This is a genomic window from Jannaschia sp. S6380 (genome assembly GCF_023015695.1).
Taxonomy (GTDB): domain Bacteria; phylum Pseudomonadota; class Alphaproteobacteria; order Rhodobacterales; family Rhodobacteraceae; genus Jannaschia.
Window position 1 is genome coordinate 817,325 of sequence record NZ_JALKAS010000002.1, and the last position, 19,343, is coordinate 836,667.

Here is a 19,343-nt window from a genome sequence, read left to right on the forward strand (position 1 = left end):
CATCATGCCGAAACCGCCCGCCCCACGTCTTCGTCGCCTGCGCCGGACCCCGGCCCTGCGTTCCCTTGTGCGCGAGGACCGGTTGTCGGCGGACGACCTGATCTGGCCGGTCTTCCTGTGTGACGGCGAGGGCGCAACGCAGGAGGTCGCGTCGATGCCAGGCGTCCTGCGCCGCTCGGTAGACCTGACGGTGGAGGCTGCTGCCGACGCGCATGAGGCGGGTATCCGGGCGATCTGCCTGTTTCCCTACACCGACGCCGCGCATAAATCCGACCTGTGCGAGGAGGCCTGGAACCCCGAGAACCTGTCGAACCGCGCCATCCGCGCGATCAAGGCCGAGGTGCCCGACATTGCGGTGATGACGGATGTCGCGCTGGACCCATACAATGCGCAAGGCCATGACGGGATCGTCCGCGACGGCCAGATCGTCAACGACGAGAGCGTCGAGGCCCTGGTGCGCATGGCGCTGGCGCAGGCGGAGGCGGGGGCCGACATCCTGGGTCCGTCGGACATGATGGATGGCCGCATCGGGGCGATACGCGACGCGCTGGAGGCGGCGGGTCACATCCACACGACGATCATGTCCTATGCCGCGAAATACGCCAGCGCCTTTTACGGGCCGTTCCGTGACGCGGTCGGTGCGTCGGGGGCGCTGAAGGGCGACAAGAAGACCTATCAGCTCGACCCGTTCAACGCCGAGGAAGGACTGCGCTGTGTCGCGCGTGACCTGGCGGAGGGGGCGGACATGGTGATGGTCAAACCCGGAATGCCGTATCTGGATATCTGCACGCGGGTGAAGGAGCGGTTTTGCGTGCCCACCTTCGCATATCAGGTGTCGGGCGAATACGCGATGATCCGCGCGGCGGCGGGGAACGGGTGGATCGACGGCGAGAAGGCCATGATGGAGAGCCTGATGGCGTTTCGCCGGGCCGGTTGCGACGGCGTGCTGACCTATTTCGCGCCCGAGGCGGCGGCGCTGATCCGCGCGGGGTGGGACGGGGCCTGACTGGCGGGCCGTTGCCATGCGCGGGCATGTCGCGGGCAACCCCCTTGCATTGGCGCCCGAAATTTTACACGACGGGGCGGCGACGTTATTTCTATTGATGATCCTGCTCCTCACGGCTCAGTCACTCTCGATACTTGTTATGACTTTGCCGAACTGCCGCATCCCGCGGGCAGCAAACGAAGGAGACAGACGATGGCCACTGGCACCGTCAAATGGTTCAACGCCACCAAAGGCTTCGGCTTCATCGCGCCCGACGGCGGCAGCAAGGATGTGTTCGTGCATATCTCGGCTGTCGAGCGTGCGGGCCTGACCGGTCTGGCTGACAACCAGAAGGTGACGTTCGATATCGAGCCCGGCCGTGACGGCCGCGAAAGCGCGACGAACCTGCAACTGGCCTGATTCGCGATCGCCCCCCAAGGGGGGCTTGCGACGGCCTGAGAGGGCGCCTCGGGAACGGGGCGCCCTTTTTCGTTGCCGGTCGCCCCGAGATTTGCGGATGTGGCCGGCAAGTCACTGGCGAGAGGCGGAATTGTCACAGGCACCCCATGTGCACCCCCTGTGCACCCCCCGTACAGCCGCATCGGCGTCCTTTACCGACCGTTAATCGCTCGCCCCGAGGGTCGCGGGTCGTGACTTTGGATCGGGGGACGGGACATGGCCGGGAAGGGCGCGCGCCAGCGTGAACAGCAAAACGAGATGATCGCCGCAATGCGGCGGTTCGAATGGGACATGCACGACACCGTGGCCCGCGAGGGCCGGCTGCCGGACGAATGGCGCGAGATCTGGGAGGGGCGCGGCGCGTCCAAGACGCGGGTGACGCTGCGGTTGGATGACGATGTGCTGCGGTTCTTCAAGAAGATGGGTGCGGGGCACGGGCCGCGGATGAACGCGGTGCTGCGGTCGTTCATGCTGGCGCGGCTGGCCGGTCTGATCCGTCATGGCGACCTGGCGGAGAAGTATCATCAGGAGTGGATGGGCAAGCCGCGGCCGACCCGGGCGGAAGAGCTGCTCAAGATCGCGCGGATGCAACGGCAGGTTCAGCGCGTGGAGGAACTGATGGCGAAGGCGACGTCGGAGGACGGCACGCAGATGCTGCTGACGCCGGAGGATGTGGCGGAGATGAGGATCCTGGCGGAAGTGTTCAATGATTGATGGCGGGCGGGGGCGGAGAGACGGCGCTCCCCGCTTACCTAGGTTCGGGCGTCGGCTTCTCGTGCGTGGGCGGGATGTGGTATAGCCGAATTGGCGCAGTCATTCGCAACGACACCCCGTGCGAGGTCGATTCTGGCAATCAGCGTGCTCGGAAGTTCGCCCTTCCTGATATGGATCAGGGGAAGATCGGCCAATTCAAATGCCGTGCGTTTGGTGGCGTCACGCTCGACCGCATTTCCGGACCAATGCCCCGAGCCGTGATATTCCACACCGCAGAGGGGCCAATGATCTCTGTCTGTGAGGAGGAAATCGACATACTTCTGCCGAACTGTCGCAAAAGCCGCAAAAGCCAGCTTTCTATCCGCCTTGTTCGATACGCTGAAGATGGCGGACATGCTGACTTCGCTAGACAGGAGTAGGTCGTTCTCGGTTGCGTATCGTTCAAGGAACGTATGGACCGTGGCCTGTTCCTTGCTCATCAGGGGACGAATCTTGACCGTGCATTCCCGAAGTTTCTGAACGCTGCTCTCGGGGCGGGGTTGTCCCGGCGGTTCAGGCTCGGTCGCCTTTTTCGGCAAACTGCGTTTTGCCTTTGCATTCGTTTCGGTCCCGGAGTTCACCACCATGAAGATGAGAAGGACGAGAATGACGGGTATTATGATTTCCATGGATTTCCGTCCTCTCTGACGCCGCAGCGACCAAAGAGGACAGCTTTCTGTCCACGTCATGGCACGACCGGGAAGTTCTCACGATCCGACGGATTTCCGTTCAACGGCCTTTGAAGATGGGCCGTCCACCTAGACCCCGACACCCACGGGACAGGTGACGCCCGTCCCACCGATACCGCAATAGCCGCCGGGGTTCTTCGAGAGGTATTGCTGGTGGTAGTCCTCGGCCGCGTAGAACACGGGCGCGTCGAGGATTTCGGTGGTGATTTCGCCATATCCGGCGTCGTGCAGGCGGGGTTGCATGGCGGCGCGGGTGTCTTCGGCGGCCTGTTTCTGGGCGTCGGTGTAGGTGTAGATGCCGGAGCGGTATTGCGTGCCCGCGTCGTTGCCCTGGCGCATGCCCTGGGTCGGATCGTGGCCTTCCCAGAAGGTGCGGAGCAGGTCTTCATAGGTGGTGCGCTCGGGGTCGTAGATGACGCGCACGACCTCGTTATGGCCGGTGCGGCCGGAGCAGACCTCCTCGTAGGTGGGGTTCGGGGTGTAGCCGGCGGCATAGCCGACGAGGGTCATGTGGACGCCGGGAAGCTGCCAGAACATCCGCTCCACCCCCCAGAAGCAGCCCATGCCGAACATCGCTTCCCCCATCCCCTCGGGGACGTCGTTCGAGAGCTTGGTGCCGTAGACGTGGTGCGTCTCGGCGGTGGGGATCGGCGCGGCACGGCCGGGCAGCGCGTCGGCCTCGGGCACCATCTCGGCCTTCTTGCGTTGGAAGAACATCATGTCGGGTCTCCTTTCGCCAATATGTAGGGTTCCTACTCGGCCACGGCGAGGGGGCGGGCGAGGATCGTCTCCTGCCCCGGGACGGGGTGGCGCGGCACGAGGGTCGAGAGGCCGAGCGAGACCAGCGCCATGCCCGCGGCCAGCACGAAGACCGCCATCGGCGACGTCAGCCAAAGGAGGCCGAGCGCGGCCGGCAGGAACACGGCCGCGATGTGGTTGATGGTGAAGGCGACGGCGGCGGTGGGGGCGATGTCGCCGGGGGCGGCGATCTTCTGGAAGTAGGTCTTGATGGCGAGGGCGAGCGAGAAGAACACGTGGTTCGCCATGTAGAGCGCGCCCGCGACCCAGACGCCCCAGTCGAAATGGTAGAGCCCGGCATAGAGGACGAAGATGATCGCGAGGCCGGCATATTCGAGGATGAGGGCGGCGCGTTCGCCGAAATGGCCGACGGCGCGGCCGATGAGCGGCGCGGTGGCCATGTTGATGGCGAGGGTGCCCATGAAGAGTGCGGTGATCTGGTGGACGTCGAGGCCGTAGCGTTCGACCATCATGAAAGCGGCGAAGACGATGAAGATCTGACGCCGGGCGCCGGACATGAACTGGAGCAGATAATAGAGCCAGTAGCGGCGGCGCAGGATCATGCGCTTGGTCTGGGGGTGCGGGCTTTCGAATTGCGGGTAGAGCGCGAAGGCGGCGAGGGCGAGCAGGACGGTGGTGCCGCCGGCCACGGCGTAGACGAAGTTGTAGGACAGATCGAAGGCGCGCCAGGTCAGGACCAGCAGGCCGTAGGCCACGAACGTGGCGCCGTTGCCGATGGCCAGCAGGATGCCCAGCATGCGGGGGGCGCGGTCCTTCGGCAGCCATTGCAATTGCAGGCTCTGGTTCACGGTCTCGTAGTAGTGAAAGCCGATGGAGCTGAGCAGCGTGAGGGTGAGGATGCCGGTGAGGCTGGGGACCTGGGCCGTCAGCGCGGTGGCCACGCCGAGGAGGATGAGGGCGATCAGGGCGAGGACCTGTTCGCGGACGAAGACGATGATGGCGATGACGCCGACGGCGAGGAAGCCGGGGATCTCGCGTATGGTGTGCAGAAGGCCGATATCGTCCCCTTGGAAGCCCGCCACCTCGACCGTGAAGTTGTTCAGAAGCGCCGACCAGGTCGCGAAGGCGATCGGCATCGCGCAGGCCATCAGCATCAGAAGCGCGGGGGGGCGCCGCCAGGCCGGCAGGCCGGACGCGTCGGCGAGGGGGAGCGTTCGCATGCGGTCAGGGCTACGCCCGCCGGCGGCGGCTGTCCATGGCGGCGGGCGTCAGGCGCGTTCGCGGTCGGGGGTGTCGCCGCGGTCGCCGGCGTCGCGCAGGGCGGCCAGGGCGCGGTCGATCTCGTCCATGGCGAAGGCGAGGACGGTGCCGCTGCGCGGGTCGTCGGTGCGGCCCTCCTCGATCCGCCGGGTGACGTCGCGCTGGGCCTGGGTCACGGTGCCGTCGAAATCGGGCTGCGCGTCGCGGGCGAAGGCGCGCAGGCGGTCGGCCACGGCGGCGCGGAACCGGTCGAGGAGTTCGGCCAGATCGGCATCCTGCCCGAGGTCGCGCGGCACTGCCGCCGCCCGGTCGAGGAATCGGATCGCGTCGCGCATCTCGCGTGCGGCGGACAGGCGAGTCTGCAGGGGGTCGCGATCGGCGAGTTTGAGCGCGTCGGCCGCCTCCTCGGCCAGGGCGAGGCGGCGGGCAACCTCGCGGTCGTCCACGCGGTTCTGCGGCGCCTCGCTGCGCGCGGTCCTGGCGGCCACTTCGTCCACCAGGTCGGCCATCGCGTCGAGCGTGCTGCGCATGTGCCGGCGGAAGCGATGCTCGGCGCTGTCGGGCCAGACGATCCAGACGACCGCGACGCCGATGACGGCGCCGATGCCGATCGCGGCCATGCGTTCCAGCGCCGACCACCAGATCGCATCGCCCTCGGTCAGCGACAGGGCGACGGCGCAGACGATGCCGTAGGTCCAGGCCGGGCGGAACACGGCGACCGCGTTCAGGATTGCCATCGACGTGACGAGGCCCGCCGCCGTCGCCCAGCCCGGTGGAAAGATGGCAATGCAGGCGGCCCCGACCGCGCATCCCACGAGCGAGGCCGTCAGTCGCGTGCCCGCCGCGCCCATCGTTCCGCCGATGGAGGGCTGAACGATCAACACCGCCGCGAGGATGCCCACGAAGAGTTCGTCGGCCAGGAATCCGCGCAACGCCAGCCAGGTCAGCAGCGCCCCCGTCGCGGCCTGTAGCGACAGCCGGGCCGCGTCGCGCAGCTGCGCCCGGTCGAGGTCTTGGGTCGGGCCTATGACAGGAAGGCGCATGGCGTCAGGTCGCCAGCACGTTCCGGAACAGCCAGGGATCGCTTTCGTCGAGGTTCTCGGGGAAGTGCTGCCAGCGATCCTGGAGGGGGGTCCAGTCGGTGTAATGCGCCTCGACCGGGCCGAGATAGGGCGACTGGATCTCGAGGCAGCGGGCATGGTCCATCTCGTCGGTCTCGACGATGCCGGCGCCGGGGTTCTCCAGCGCCCAGACCATCCCGGCCAGGACCGCGCTCGACACCTGTAGCGCGGTCGCGTTCTGGTCGGGGGCGAGGCGCTTCGCCTCCTCGTTCGACAGGCGCGAGCCGTACCAGAGGGCGTTCCTTTCGTGGCCGAAGAGAAGCACGCCCAACTCGTCGATACCGGTGACGATCTCATCCTCGGTCAGGATGTGGTGAGTGTCCTGTTGTTGGCCGGAGCCGAACATCTCGTGCAACGAGAGGACCGCGTCGTCGCAGGGATGGTAGGCATAGTGGCAGGTGGGGCGGTATGCTGGCCCGGGACCGGACCCGACGGTGTAGTAGTCGGAGATGCTGATGGCCTCGTTATGGGTGACGAGGAAGCCGAATTGCGGCCCCGGCGTCGGGCACCAGGAATGGACCCGGGTGATCGCGCCGGGGCGGTTCAGCCAGATCGCGGCCTGACAGCCGGTGCCGTGGCGGCGGGCGTTCTCGGGGAACCATGTCTCATGCGTGCCCCAGCCCAACTCCGCCGGCTGGAACCCTTCGGCGATAAAGCCCTCGACCGACCAGGTGTTGACGAAGACGTCGCGGGGGCGTGGCGCCCGACGCGCCTGGGTGTCGCGTTCGGCGATGTGGATGCCCCTCACCCCGAGGCGCTGCATCAGCTTGGCCCAGGCTTCGCGCGTGGTGGGCGTCTCGACGCGGCCGCCGGTGTCCTGCGCCAGACGCAGGAGTGCTGCCTTGACGAACCAGCTGACCATGCCGGGATTGGCGCCGCAGCAGGAGACGGCCGTGGTGCCGCCGGGGTTGCGGGCCTTTTCGTCCCGCACCGCCTGGCGCAGGGCGTAGTTCGTGCGCTGCGCATTGGATTCCGTATCGAAATAGAAGCCCGCCCAGGGTTCGACGACGGTGTCGATATAGGGCACGCCGATCTCGCGGCAGTAGCGCATCAGGTCGAGCGACGAGGTGTCGACCGAGAGATTGACGCAAAACCCTTCGCCGGGGGTCAGCACCTCGCCCAGCACGTCGCGGTAGTTCTCGGGCGTCAGCGCGACCTGGCGGTGGGGGATGCCGCGATCCTCCAACTCGGCGCAGGCGCGGTCGGCGGGGTCGATGACAAGCAGGCGGTCGCGGTCGAAATCGAAATGCCGTTCGATCAGCGGCAGCGTACCGCGCCCGATGGAGCCGAACCCGATCATCACGACGGCGCCGGAGATGCTTGCATGGATCGGGTGGTCGGACATGGGGGACGTTCTCGCGGTAGGTGAGCGACGCGGTCGGGGATGCCCGACGCGTCGCCGGGGTGCAAGACGTTGTCGGGGGCAGGCGGTCGTGGCATCCTGCATCGATGTCCACCGAACCCGCCGATCCGCTGACGCTGCGCTATGACGCGGCCTCGACCCTCTGGGCCGACAAGATGCGGCTACTTGGCTATTACGACGCGTATCTGGGATTCCTGTCGCACTGGGCGGGCCGCGCCGCCGATATCCGGTCGGTCGCGGATGTGGGGGCTGGCACGGGTGCGATGGCGGAAGCCTGGACGGCGGTGAACGGGCCGGATGTCGACCTGACGTTGATCGATCCATCCGCCTCGATGCTGGCGAGCGGGGCTTTCGCGCTCGGGCGTCGCGGCATCGAGGTCCGGCGCATCGCCGCGCCTCTCTCGCCGTTGATGGTGGCGCCGCAGGATGCGGTCCTGGCCGCCCACGTGATCGAGCATTTCGCCGATCCGGTCGCCGCGCTGCGGGACATGGCGACATTGCTCCGGCCCGGCGGGCAACTCTGGCTGGTCGTATCGAAACCCCATTGGTGCAACGCGATCATATGGCTGCAATGGCGTCACCGGACCTACGACCCGGACCGGGTCGCGCGCCTGCTGGACGCCGCCGGGTTCGACCTGGAGGATGGCTACGCGTTTCCGTCCGGCCCGCCCTCGCGGACGAGCCGGGGTTATCTGGCCAGGAAGCGATCGGGTTGAGAAACAGGAAAGGGGCCGCCCCTTTCGGAACGGCCCCTGATGTCGGCGCGAACCGGATCAGTTCTGCGCGTAGTATTCGATGACCAGGTTCGGCTCCATCATCACGGCGTAGGGCACGTCGGATAGGCCCGGGGTGCGCACGAAGGTGGCCGTCATCTTGGAATGGTCGACGTCGAGATAATCGGGGACGTCGCGTTCGGCCATCTGCGAGGCTTCGAGCACCATGGCAAGCTGCTTGGACTTGTCGCGGACGGCGATCACGTCGCCCTCGCGAACGCGGTAGGAGGCGATGTTCACGCGCTGGCCGTTCACCGTGACGTGGCCGTGGTTCACGAACTGGCGGGCGGCGAATACGGTCGGCACGAACTTCGCGCGATAGACGACGGCGTCCAGGCGGCGCTCCAGCAGGCCGATCAGGTTCTCGCCGGTGTCGCCCTTGACGCGGGCGGCCTCGGCGAAGATGCGCTTGAACTGCTTTTCGGTCAGGTCGCCGTAGTAGCCCTTCAGCTTTTGCTTGGCGCGCAGCTGCAGGCCGAAATCGGACATCTTGCCCTTGCGGCGCTGACCGTGCTGGCCGGGGCCGTATTCGCGGCGGTTGACCGGGGATTTCGAGCGGCCCCAGATGTTCTCGCCCATGCGGCGGTCGAGCTTGTACTTGGCAGAGGTGCGTTTGGTCACCGTCTGATCTCCTTCTTGGATGCCCCGAAGGGCCGTGAAGGGCGTTGTCCTTACGGCCGGGGCCGCGACAGGCATCCCCTTGCGGGGGCCACCAACACCAATGGAAGCCGCCGTCTAGAAGCCGTCCGGGCGGGTGTCAAGCGAGGTAGCGCGGCGCCCCCTGGTGCCGGGTGATGGCCAGTTCGGCGGCCGAAAGGCAGCGGCGGGCATGCGGGCCGTAGGCGCTTGGATCGGCGTCGATGCCCGGCACGTGGCCGAGTAGGGCACGCAGGTCGGCCGGCGCGAGATGGTCGAGATCCGCGTCGCCGGGATGAAAGCTCTCGCACCAGGCCCCGTCGGCGCGAACCAGACCGTGATCGCGCAACAGGATGTGGTGATAGGTGACCTCGGTCGCGACGTGATCGATGGTGACGCTGCGGTCGTCGACGAGGTCCTGCGCGCGGACCAGCACCTCGGGCTCGGACCAGAGGGCGCGGACTCCCGTGCCGGACCACAGGATCAGGTGCCCCGGCGAGACGCGCAGATCGACCGCATTGCCCACGGTGCCCGCGCGCAGGCGAACCGGGCGCAGCGACGGCATCGCGAACAGACGCGCGCCCGAGATGGCGCGCCTGCCGGTCCAGAGAACCTCCTGCGCGGCGCCATCGCGGGTCAGGACATGGGCGCCGGGCGACAGGTCCTCGACCGGGCGGGGCCCTTCGGGGGTGTCGATGCGCGTGCCCTGGGTGAAGCAGACCGTCTTGCGATCCGTGCGCACCGGAGGAAGCGCAGGCGATTGCAGGACCTCGAGCTCGGTATTCGGCGGCGGCACGCCCGCGTCGAAGACCAGCAACACCTCGCCCGCCGCGGTGCGTACGGCCCGCGCCGACCACCGGTTCTGCCCGGATGCGAGGATGAGCGCGGAAGGGTCGTGTTCGTCGTCTTCGTCGGCGAATGCGACGTGCGGTCGTGGCACGGCATTGCGGGCCCGCCTGAGGCGCCCGGCGGCGCGGGGCGGGCGTGTGCGAAGCGCCGTTCGGCCCTGCACGTCGCTGAGCAGCAGGGCCGCGCGGGCGCCGTCCAGACGCAGCGGCGCACCGAACCAGCGGAAGATCGAACCGGTGGGAAAGGGCGTGCGGGTGGACGGAATATCGCCATCCACCCGCGCCTGAACCGTGGAAATGACCTGTGCCCCCGCACATGTCCCCAACATGCCCACCTCAAGATATGTTATTGTTTTTGTTTATCTTCGGTCACTGCCAGACCGTGAGAACTTGATAGCCCATAGGTGATTCGCAGATCAACAGCTGATTCGCCCAAACGGAAAGTTTTTTCCGAATGTAAGAGAAATCTGTCAGTTACGGAGGACCGGCGAAAATTAGCGCATCGGTCTGGAAGCCGTTGAAGTCGAGAACCTCCAGCGCGGCGCGCAACCGGTCGACCGGAAGGGCGGGATCCCGGTTCAGAATTCGCCCCGCCGACCCGTCGGGGGCGGCCAAGATCGCGGTGCGATAACCGGCATCCGTCCACAGGACCCAGCGGGCCGACCCATCATCGAAGGTCAGCCGCCCGGGCCCGGTGATCGTGGCACCCACCGACCCGGCGTCGCAGGGTCCGTCGAAGGCGAAGCCCTTGCCGTTCGGCCGGATCGCGACGCGCGGCGTGGTGCAGGGCGCGGCCGGGGGGAAGCGCGCGACCTCGTACCAGGGGCCGGCGAGACGTGCGGGGTCGAGATCGGCCTTGGATGCGATCACGGCGGCCGGGTCGCGGAAAGTGCGACCCGGCTCGGGCACGGGGCCTTGGGTGCAGGCGGCGAGACAAAGCAGGATGAACGGCACGCGCATTGCGCAACCCTAGCGCGGCATCGGGATCTCGACCATCGGCATTCCGGCGAGGATCGCGCGCGCGCCGGCGCCCATGAGGTCGGACAGCGCGCGGTCGCGCGACCGCAGGCCCCCGGTATAGGTGCCGTAGGCCGGCATGATCAGCCGCCGTTGATCGCGCAGGAAGCAGGGGCGCGAAACCGGGCGGCCGCGCACCGACAGCGACGCCTTGGGATGGTAGTGGCCCGACACCTCGAACGTGCCGTCGTCGGTGGCAATGTGGCGGAAGGTCAGCGCACCGCAGGTCACACCGTCGGCCGCATGCCCGCCGAGGCCGGTGGGCGCGGGGTCGTGGTTGCCGGTGACCCAGGTCCAGTCGCGCCCGGCCACCATCCGCGCGATCCAGTCGCGGAAGGACGGATCGAGCGCGGCGGCGGCCTCCATGTCGTCGAAGGCGTCGCCCAGCGAGATCACGGCGGCGGGTTCGGTCGCGGCGATGTCGGCGTCGAGCCGGGTCAGCGTGTCCAGCACCTCGTAGGGCGGCAGAAGGGCGCCGCCGCGACGCGCCATGCGTTCGGACTTGCCCAGATGCAGGTCGCTGACGACCAGCAACCCGGCGGCGGGCCAGTGCAGCGCGCCCGAGGGCCGCGCGACCAGCCGTTCGCCGGCGAATGTGAAGGCATGCCCGTTCATGTTGCGTTCGGATGAATCACGCCCGCCCGCCGGATGCAAGACGGCATGGGGCAGGCGCCTCATTCGGGGTCGAGGCCCGCCTCGGCCAGCAGCTTCGCGGCCTCCTCCTCGATCAGGCGGGATTCGGCGCGACCCTTGATCGGCACGATGCCCCGTTCGAGGAACAGGGGTGCCGCGAGCGGGGTCACGCGATCCAGATGCACCTGGTCGATCCGGTCGCCCACCGTTTCCAGCAGCAGGTCCACCCGGCCGAAGTCGATATGGCCGCGCATCGCCTCCTCCTCCGTGATCTTGAGCATCAGGTGGCCGGGGTCGTAGCGGTGCAGCGTGTCGTAGAGGATGTCGGAGGAGAAGGTCGCCTGCTTGCCGCTGCTGCGCTTGCCGGGGAAATTGCGGTCGATCAAGCCGGCGATGATCGCGGCGTTGCGGAAGGTGCGCTTCATCACGGCATTGCCGGCCAGCCAGCTTTCGAGCGCCTCGTGCAGGCCGTCATGTTGCAGGAACGGGCGGATGTCGCGGACCGGCTTCAGCCCCGTGATCAGCGCGGCGTAGTCGGTGCAGACGAAGGTCAGCGGCTCCAACCCCGCCTCCTCCATCCCCTTCGTGATCAGGAGCGACAGGGTCTGGTGCGCGTTCCGGCCCGCGAAGCCGTAGAAGCAAAGGTGATGGCGTCCGTCGCGGGGGAACGTTTCGACCAGCAGGCGGCCGGGTTCGGGCATGCGGGAGCGCGCGTCCTGCAATTCCAGCCAGTCGCGGGTGTGGTCGGGCAGGCCGTCGAACGCGCGGTCGTGCAACAGCCGCTGGATCCGGTCGGCGAGCTGCACCGAGGTCGCCCACTTATAGCCGATATAGGTCGCGATCCTTGGTTCCTTGTTGGGCCGGGGGCTGACCTCGACGATCATCTCGCGCAGGTTCTCGAAGCGGACGACCTGACCGGCCATCAGGAAGGTGTCGCCGGAGGAGAGGGTGTTGGCGAACCCCTCCTCGATCTCGCCCAGGGGGAAACCGCCGCGGCCCTTGAAGCGCACCTTGAGCATGTCGGTGTCGATGATCGTGCCCAGGTTCATTCGGATCTGACGCGCCGCGCGCGGATCGCGCAGGCCCCAGAGGCCGGGTTCGCGTTCCTTCAAACGTTGATACCGGTCATAGGCGCGCAGGGCGTAGCCGCCGGTGGCCACGAATTCGAGGCATTCGTCGAAGGCCGCGCGGGTCAGGGTCGAGTAGGGACCGACGGTCTTCACTTCGGCGAAGAGCGTGTCGGCCCGGAAATCGCCGGCGCAGGCCACGCAGGCGATGTGCTGGCACAAGACGTCGCGCGGCCCGTCGAGGCGCAGATCGCCGTCGAGTTCGCCCGCCCGCACCGCGTCGAGGGCCGCGACGCATTCGATGACCTCGAACCGGTTGGCGGGGATCAGGCGAGCCTTGGAGGGCGCGTTGTAGCGGTGGTTGGCGCGGCCGATCCGCTGGACCAGTTGCTTGACCTTCTTCGGGGCGCCGACCTGGATCACGAGGTCCACGTCGCCCCAGTCGATGCCGAGATCGAGCGATCCGGTGGCGACGATGGCCTTGAGGTCGCCCGCGACCATGGCCGCCTCGACCCGTTGGCGGGCTTCCTTCGACAGCGCGCCGTGATGAATGCCGATGGGCAGGTCGTCCTCGTTGGCGAGCCAGAGGTTGTGGAAGAAGATCTCCGCCTGGGCGCGGGTGTTGTGGAAGATCAGCGTGGTGTTGTGGCGCCGGACCTCGGCCAGGACGTCGGGGATGGCGTAGCGCCCGCCCGCGCCGGCCCAGGGCGGGGCCTCGGTCGTCGGCAGGATCGCGATGTCGGGGGCGGGGCCGGGATCGGCATGCAGGATGGGGCAGGGGTCGGGATGGCGTGCGAGGTAATGCGCGATGACGGCGGGGTCGTCGACGGTGGCCGACAGGCCGACGCGGCGCAGGCCGGGGGCGAGCGTCTGCAGGCGGGAGAGGGCGAGCATCAGTTGATCGCCGCGCTTGTTCTCGGCGAGCGCGTGGATCTCGTCGAGGACGACGCGCTTCAGCCCGGCGAAGGTGCGTGCCGCATCGGGGTAGGAGATCATCAGCGCGAGCGATTCCGGCGTCGTCAGCAGGATATGCGGCGGGTCGGCGCGCTGGCGCTTGCGTTGCGTCTGGCCGGTGTCGCCTGTGCGGTCCTCGACGCGAATGGGAAGGCCAGCTTCCTCGATCGGGGTGCGCAGATTGCGCTTGATGTCGTTGGCAAGCGCCTTGAGCGGCGAGACGTAGAGCGTGTGCAGCCCATCATGCGCCCCGTCCGACAGCTCGACAAGCGTGGGCAGGAACCCGGCCAGCGTCTTGCCGCCGCCCGTGGGCGCGATCAGCAGGAGCGCGGGTGCGTCCTTGCGCGCGAGCATCTGGGTCTGATGCGGGTGCAGCGACCAGTGCCGCCGCGTGAAGAAGTCGGCCAACGCGGGCGGCAGGTCGGTGGGTTGCGCGGCGTGATCCATCCGCGCCACGGTAGCGTCCCGCGGCGGAAGGGAAAGGGCGTCAGCGGGCCAGCAGCTCCGCCCGATAGAAATCGGCCAACCGGTTGGCAGCCGCGAACTCGAGCGCGGCGCTGCGACGATCGGCGAAGTTGGGGTCGGCCGCGGTAAACCCTGCATGGCCGGCCATCACGATCCGTGCCTGTGCGTCCAGCGCCTCCTGCAGCTCCGCCTCGGTCATCGCCGCGACCGATGCGGTGATCATCGGATGCAGGTCGGCCGCGTCGCATCCCGTGACGTCGCAGGCATCTCGAAGCGACGGACCCAGCGCGTCGGTGGCGCGGATCACGAACTCGATATTCTGGATGCTGTCGGGCGAGATCGTTTGATAGATCGTCGGGGTCTGGCGCATGTCGCCCAGAACCACCACCGCCGTCGCCAACACCCCGCCGAGCACGGCGGCGGGGATCACGAACATCGTGGCGCGTCCCAACCGGACGGCTTCGTCACTGAATCCCGACATATCGACCTCGTACACTGCCCACGCTTTTCGCGCATCTTTTTGTGGTTCGAGCCTATGGCCCAATTCGGGCGCAAATCGGGCAGGGTGCGACCGACGAGCCGCACCCGCCGCATCGTTTCAATCCTGCGCAAGCGTCCTGAGCCTTGTGTCGTAAAGATACGCGATCCGGGACGCCGCGGCGAGTTCGAGGGCGGCACGATACGGGGCATCGGCCCCTTTGGACGCAGCTTCGAGCTTGCGCAGCCTTTCAGTGATCAGCCGCGTCTGCGGCCGGCGCGCGGCTTCGCGTTGCGCATGAGACATCGACACGGCATGGTCGACGACACTCGGATGCAGATCCTTGATCCGACAACCCGCAGTCCTGCGGGCCTTGGTGATCGCGGCGGCCACGGTCATGTCGGCGAAGTCGACCGGCACGAAATCGGTCTTGGCAGGCAAGGACGCGTTCGCCCCCTTCGAAGCGGTCGGTCTTGGCACGGGGCCCGCCATGATGAATGCCGCGATGGTGGCAGTGGCGGCGATGGTCGCGCCGATGGCGGTGACTTTTGGCCGGACGGCCGCGGAATTCCGATTGGCCTTCGTTTCCTACAGGACCCGAAGCGAGGGGCAGGGCGCTGGCCCTTCCACCGGTTCAATCTGCGCGACAATCCGGGCGAGGATCCGACGGATTTCCCGCGTCCATGCGAAGCCGGTTTCCCGGCCACGCAATCGATTCACGTATCATTGCCGGTGACGTGCCGGCCCGGTGTCAGTGGACGATCTCGGCCTCTTCCACGAACAGGTTCGCCCAGGCACGGTCGACCAGTTCCGGCGTCATGCGATAGGGGATGCTCTCAAAGTTGCAGGCGGCGATCATCTGGTCGATCAGGAATACGCCGTGGAAGTTGGCGTAGATGTTGTCGATCTCGGGGTATTTGTTCTTCAGGAGGTGGACCAGGGATGCCTCGTCCAGCTCGAACTTCTTCTTCTTGGCGACGAGTGCGAAGATCTTGAGGAACTCGGCCTGTGTCGGACCGTCGATCAACACCTTGAAGAAGATCCGGCGCAGGGCCGCGACGTCGAAGATCTTATTGGGGTGGAAGTTGGTCGAGAAAACCACCAGCGTGTCGAACGGAACCTCGAACTTTTCGCCCGATTGCAGCGCCAGGATGTCGTAGCCCATCTCCATCGGAACGATCCAGCGGTTGATGATCTTCTGCGGTGGTTCCGCCTGACGGCCAAGGTCGTCGACGATGAAGACGCCGCCCGACGATTTCAGTTGCAGCGAGGCCTGATAGGTGCGGGCCACCGCGTTGTAGTTGAGGTCCAGCATTTCCAGCGAGAGTTCGCCGCCGGTCATCACGGTCGGTCGCTGGCAGAGCAGATAACGCTGGTCGACACGGTTGTTGGCCTTGCGCAGCTCGCTCGGGTCGGCGGCCTGGGCCACGCGGGTGTGCACGATCGGATCATAGAGCGTGATGACCTGGCCTGCATATTCGATCGCATGCGGGATCCAGATGTTGTCGCCCAGCGCGGCGCGGATGCCCTCGGCGATGGACGACTTGCCGTTGCCCGGCGGCCCGTAGAGCAGGACCGAACGGCCGGAGCCGACCGCAGGGCCGAGCTGATCGACCAGACCTTCGGGCAGGATCAGATGGCCCATGGATTTCATCAGCCGCTCGCGGGTGATGCGGATATTCTTGACCGACTGCGCCCTGACCTGTTCCTTGTACCGTTCCAGCGGGACGGGCATGGGGCCGTAATATTCGGACTGTGCCAGCGCGTCTGCGGCGCGGGACTTGCCGGCATCGGTCAGCTGGAACCCCATCTCGCCCGACGAACCGGCATGCATCGTGCCCGTGGCCTGTAGCAGCCCGGCATCGCGCGCCTGATCGATCAGTTGTTGCGTCAGGCCGGTGGTTAGGCAGATCGCCTCGGAAATCTCGCGCGCGGTCTCGACCGACTTGCGGAAGATCGTCTTGAGCAGCACGTCGCGCAGCATGACGCCACTCAGGCCCGTGTCGATCAATGTGCGCGGCTGGGTTGGGGCGGGGACGCCCACCTCGGCCGGGTCGAGACGCATGTTCATCTGTCGGTCCTCGTCCGTTTGCTCCGTGCTGACACGGGAAAGTTGAGAAAGCCTGAATCGGGGCCGGTCACAGCAGCGCCGCCATCGCCAGATAGCTCAGCTGCGTCGACGCCAGCGTGATGCCCATCGGAAAGGCCTTGGGCTCGGCCCAGCTTTTCCAGCCGGGGGCGAGGTTCCGAACGGGTTCGACCATGCGCGCCGAGCGATGGAGCGTCCAGGTCAGCACCAGCAGCACCGCGAACAGCACCATGATCTCGGCCACGTCACCGAAGGCCACGAAGGGCGCCATCGCCGCGGCGAACTTCGCGTCGCCCGCGCCCATCGCACCGATCGTGGCCAGCCCGAAGCCCAGCATCAGGATCGCCAGCAGGTGCAGATAGCGCGACAGGTAGACGTCGAACGGCATCAGGAAGGGCCCCGCGACCGCGAAGATCGCGAACAGCGCCAGCACGGCCTCGTTGCGGATCTTCATCTCGCTCAGGTCGGTATAGGCCACCCAGAGGCAGACCGGAATCGACAGCAGGCCGAAGACGATGCCCTGCATCGGCGTGGCGGCCAGGACTTGGGTCGTGATGCCTTCCATCGGATCAGCCCAGCGTCTGCAACGCGCGCACCGCCGCCTCGAAATGGCGCGGATGGGTGTCGATCGCGTCGGTCAGCAGGCTGCGCCCGACGTCCAGGTCACCCTGCTTGACGGCCGCCAGCCCCGCGGTGTGCAGAAGCTGTGCCCGTTCCTCCTGCGTCATCGGCACGATGGGCAGCGCGTAGTTGCGACGCTGCGCGCGGGCGAGGACGAGGTTGTTCTTGGCCGTGAACATCTTGGGATCGTAGGTGATCGCCTCGGTGAACAGACGCTCGGCGGCGTCGGTGTCGCCGCGCGTGAGCTTGGAATAGCCCCAGTTGTTCATGACGCCGGCGGGCGTCGTGGTCAGGTCGACGGCGGTCTCGTAGAAGCTGTCGGCGCGATCCCACTGCCGGTTGCTGTCGGCGACCATCGCCTCCAGCCGGTAGCGGGCGAAGGTCTCGTGGGTGGGGGGGATCGTATCCAGCACGATCTTGGCGGCGGCCCAGTCCGAACTGCGGATCATGGCATCGGCCAGGAAGACGAGATCCTCGTTCCCGCTGTCGGGGTGATCGACGACCTTCTGCCAGGCGAGCACGGATTCCGCTTGCCGTCCGGCGCGGACGAGGCTGGTGGCGATGCCGCGCTGATGGTCGATCTCGTCGGGCTCGATCTCCTGCTGGCGCTGGAAATAGGCGACGGCTTCCCGCGGCTCGGCGACGGTCAGCATGATCTCGCGTATGCTCTCGGCCTCGGCGGCGGCGGCGTTGCTGACGGCGCGGGTCACGTCGGTCTTGCCGGCCTCGCCGCAGGCCGACAGGGCGAAGATGCCCCCCACCAGGAGGATCTTGAAGACAGGTTGGCGCATTTTGCGTCCTTTTCTGCTCGGTGCCTCTTCTCTCACGGAAACTGTTCGGGCGCGTGCAGGCCGTAGGAGCCGTTGGTGCGCCGCGTCAGCGTAAAGGCGTCATCTGCGGGCTCAGGGTAGATGGCGTTTTCCATCTTTGCACCCGAAACGCGAAGATTGTCGCGAATTTCAGGCGATGGTTGCAGCGCGAACGCAGTCCGGAACACGCGATGCGCTTCGCCGGTGCGGTCGAGCTCCAGCAGGACGACCCCGAGATTGTTGAGCGCGCGCGCGTTCCGCGGCTCCGCCTCGACCACATCGCGCAGAAGGCGCTCGGCTTGGTGCAGACGACCCATCGCGATGTTGGCGCGCGCCATGGCGTGCATCACCGTCGGTGTCATTCCCTCGGTTCCGCCGGCTGCGCGCAGATAGCTGGCCAGCGCCAGTTCCGGCTCGCCTGCGTCGAGCAACCGGTCTCCCACGATCAGCGGATCGACCAGATCGGTGCCCCCGGCGCTGCCCGGCGCGGCGAGCGGGTCGTCGGCGACCAGGCCACGCTCCGCCACGTCGCCGGCGCATCCGGCGAGGGCCACGGCGGCCAGGAGAAGGAATGCCGGGGCCCGCATCAGAACTGCCCCGTGCCCGAAAGCGCACCCGCTATGCCGTGCAGCGAAGGCCCGATCAGGATGATGAGAAGCGGCGGCACGCAAAACATCATGGTTCCGACCGTCAGTTTCGTGGGCAGCACGTTGGCCTTCTCCTCGGCACGCATGACGCGCTTGTCGCGCATTTCGGACGCATAGACGCGCAGCGCATCGGCGATCGAGGTACCGAAGGTCGCGGACTGGATCAGCACGGTGACGAAACTGGTGATGTCGTTGATGTCGCAGCGGTCCGCCATGGAACGCAGCACGTCCGGCTTATCCTTGCCGGCCTTCATCTCCTGCGCGACCATCAGGAATTCGCCAGCCAGCGCGGGGTAGGACGGCTCGATCTCGGTGGCCATTCGGATGATGGACTGGTCGAGCGATTGCCCGGCCTCGACGCAGACCAGAAGCAGGTCCAGCGCGTCGGGAAAGCCGTCCTGGATTTCCTGCTGGCGCTTGGCCACGCGCTTGCCCACCCAGTACTTGGGAAGGTAGTAGCCGACCGCGCCGGGCACGATCATGTAGCCGATCTTCTGAAAGAAGGCGATGTCGCCTGCCAGCAGGAAGCCGTAGATCGCCCCCAGGACCAGCAGGCCAAGGCCCAGCAGGATCTGGGCGGCGGCCAGCGTGCGCACCGCGTCCTTGTGCGTATAGCCCGCGCGGATGAGAAGGGTGCGCGTCTTGCTCATCTCCTCCTCGTCCTGGATGTCGAGATACTGGGCGTATTTCGCCAGATGCTCGTTTCGGTCACCGTGGCGCGACAGGCGCTGGTTGTCATCCTCGAGAGCGACGCCCTTCCGCTCGCGGGCGATGCGGTCCATCGGCTCGACCTTCTTGTTGAGCACGAGGGGCAGCATCATCAGGATCATCACCAGACCGGCACCGCCGGCGATGTAGATCCAGCCGTCCGGTCCGAGGTTGTCGACCACCAGCGTGTTCAGCATTTCGAGCATGTC

Annotated in this window: 21 protein-coding genes; 4 read left to right on the top strand and 17 right to left on the bottom strand. The window is 67.0% G+C overall.

The features are described 5' to 3' along the window. Window positions 1-4: 4 nt before the first annotated feature. The 3 genes from hemB (at window position 5) to MWU52_RS17100 (ending at window position 2,158) form a co-directional block, all read left to right on the top strand. Window positions 5-1,006: a porphobilinogen synthase gene (gene hemB / locus MWU52_RS17090; RefSeq protein WP_246954313.1), complete on the top strand. Its 1,002-nt coding sequence runs from the start codon at window positions 5-7 to the stop codon at window positions 1,004-1,006. Between the two features lie 192 nt (window positions 1,007-1,198). Beyond that, a complete protein-coding gene (locus tag MWU52_RS17095; protein WP_246954315.1) occupies window positions 1,199-1,405 on the top strand; it encodes a cold-shock protein in 207 nt (68 codons plus the stop codon). 255 nt (window positions 1,406-1,660) lie between these two features. Beyond that, window positions 1,661-2,158 (top strand): BrnA antitoxin family protein, encoded by a 498-nt coding sequence (locus tag MWU52_RS17100; protein ID WP_246954316.1) that lies wholly within the window; start codon window positions 1,661-1,663, stop codon window positions 2,156-2,158. Window positions 2,159-2,196: 38 nt separating this feature from the next. On the opposite strand, the gene MWU52_RS17105 is transcribed toward MWU52_RS17100, so the two are convergent. The 5 genes from MWU52_RS17105 to MWU52_RS17125 form a co-directional block, all read right to left on the bottom strand. Then, complete coding sequence (locus MWU52_RS17105) at window positions 2,197-2,826, bottom strand: DUF2726 domain-containing protein (protein ID WP_246954317.1); 630 nt, start codon at window positions 2,824-2,826, stop codon at window positions 2,197-2,199. 129 nt (window positions 2,827-2,955) lie between these two features. After that, window positions 2,956-3,606 (bottom strand): peptide-methionine (S)-S-oxide reductase MsrA, encoded by a 651-nt coding sequence (gene msrA / locus MWU52_RS17110; RefSeq protein ID WP_246954318.1) that lies wholly within the window; start codon window positions 3,604-3,606, stop codon window positions 2,956-2,958. A gap of 32 nt (window positions 3,607-3,638) precedes the next feature. Then, window positions 3,639-4,865 (bottom strand): MFS transporter, encoded by a 1,227-nt coding sequence (locus MWU52_RS17115; RefSeq protein ID WP_246954319.1) that lies wholly within the window; start codon window positions 4,863-4,865, stop codon window positions 3,639-3,641. A 48-nt stretch (window positions 4,866-4,913) separates the two neighbouring features. Further along, a complete protein-coding gene (locus MWU52_RS17120; protein ID WP_246954320.1) occupies window positions 4,914-5,948 on the bottom strand; it encodes an FUSC family protein in 1,035 nt (344 codons plus the stop codon). Window positions 5,949-5,952: 4 nt separating this feature from the next. Further along, window positions 5,953-7,371, bottom strand: coding sequence for a saccharopine dehydrogenase NADP-binding domain-containing protein (locus tag MWU52_RS17125; RefSeq protein WP_246954321.1), 1,419 nt, complete (start codon window positions 7,369-7,371; stop codon window positions 5,953-5,955). 104 nt (window positions 7,372-7,475) lie between these two features. Between MWU52_RS17125 and MWU52_RS17130 the strand changes: the two genes are divergently transcribed. Then, entirely contained in the window at window positions 7,476-8,105 is a 630-nt protein-coding gene (locus MWU52_RS17130) for a class I SAM-dependent methyltransferase (RefSeq protein WP_246954322.1), read from the top strand. 57 nt (window positions 8,106-8,162) lie between these two features. Here the strand turns inward: MWU52_RS17130 and rpsD are convergent, their stop codons facing one another. The 12 genes from rpsD to MWU52_RS17190 all read right to left on the bottom strand — a co-directional run bounded on the left by rpsD (window position 8,163) and on the right by MWU52_RS17190 (window position 19,340). Then, window positions 8,163-8,783 carry a 30S ribosomal protein S4 gene (gene rpsD / locus MWU52_RS17135; protein ID WP_246954324.1) on the bottom strand — a complete coding sequence of 207 codons (621 nt, stop codon included), beginning with the start codon at window positions 8,781-8,783 and terminating at the stop codon, window positions 8,163-8,165. Window positions 8,784-8,919: 136 nt separating this feature from the next. Next, complete coding sequence (locus MWU52_RS17140) at window positions 8,920-9,975, bottom strand: Hint domain-containing protein (RefSeq protein WP_246954326.1); 1,056 nt, start codon at window positions 9,973-9,975, stop codon at window positions 8,920-8,922. 145 nt (window positions 9,976-10,120) lie between these two features. Beyond that, a complete protein-coding gene (locus tag MWU52_RS17145; RefSeq protein ID WP_246954328.1) occupies window positions 10,121-10,606 on the bottom strand; it encodes a lipocalin family protein in 486 nt (161 codons plus the stop codon). Window positions 10,607-10,615: 9 nt separating this feature from the next. Then, complete coding sequence (pdeM, locus tag MWU52_RS17150; protein WP_246954330.1) at window positions 10,616-11,278, bottom strand: ligase-associated DNA damage response endonuclease PdeM; 663 nt, start codon at window positions 11,276-11,278, stop codon at window positions 10,616-10,618. Window positions 11,279-11,337: 59 nt separating this feature from the next. Beyond that, window positions 11,338-13,764 (bottom strand): ligase-associated DNA damage response DEXH box helicase, encoded by a 2,427-nt coding sequence (locus MWU52_RS17155; protein ID WP_246954332.1) that lies wholly within the window; start codon window positions 13,762-13,764, stop codon window positions 11,338-11,340. 40 nt (window positions 13,765-13,804) lie between these two features. Next, window positions 13,805-14,263 (bottom strand): hypothetical protein, encoded by a 459-nt coding sequence (locus MWU52_RS17160; RefSeq protein ID WP_246954334.1) that lies wholly within the window; start codon window positions 14,261-14,263, stop codon window positions 13,805-13,807. 117 nt (window positions 14,264-14,380) lie between these two features. Further along, on the bottom strand, window positions 14,381-14,701 hold the full coding sequence (locus tag MWU52_RS17165) for a hypothetical protein (RefSeq protein ID WP_246954336.1): 321 nt from the start codon (window positions 14,699-14,701) through the stop codon (window positions 14,381-14,383). 310 nt (window positions 14,702-15,011) lie between these two features. Further along, window positions 15,012-16,331: an ATPase gene (locus tag MWU52_RS17170; protein WP_246954338.1), complete on the bottom strand. Its 1,320-nt coding sequence runs from the start codon at window positions 16,329-16,331 to the stop codon at window positions 15,012-15,014. 67 nt (window positions 16,332-16,398) lie between these two features. Beyond that, window positions 16,399-16,914 (bottom strand): prepilin peptidase, encoded by a 516-nt coding sequence (locus tag MWU52_RS17175; RefSeq protein ID WP_246954340.1) that lies wholly within the window; start codon window positions 16,912-16,914, stop codon window positions 16,399-16,401. A 4-nt stretch (window positions 16,915-16,918) separates the two neighbouring features. Further along, window positions 16,919-17,761 carry a tetratricopeptide repeat protein gene (locus tag MWU52_RS17180; protein ID WP_246954342.1) on the bottom strand — a complete coding sequence of 281 codons (843 nt, stop codon included), beginning with the start codon at window positions 17,759-17,761 and terminating at the stop codon, window positions 16,919-16,921. A 32-nt stretch (window positions 17,762-17,793) separates the two neighbouring features. Continuing rightward, window positions 17,794-18,333 (bottom strand): tetratricopeptide repeat protein, encoded by a 540-nt coding sequence (locus MWU52_RS17185; protein WP_246954344.1) that lies wholly within the window; start codon window positions 18,331-18,333, stop codon window positions 17,794-17,796. Window positions 18,334-18,365: 32 nt separating this feature from the next. Further along, window positions 18,366-19,340, bottom strand: a complete 975-nt coding sequence (locus MWU52_RS17190; RefSeq protein WP_246954346.1) for a type II secretion system F family protein — start codon at window positions 19,338-19,340, stop codon at window positions 18,366-18,368. Window positions 19,341-19,343: the final 3 nt, after the last annotated feature.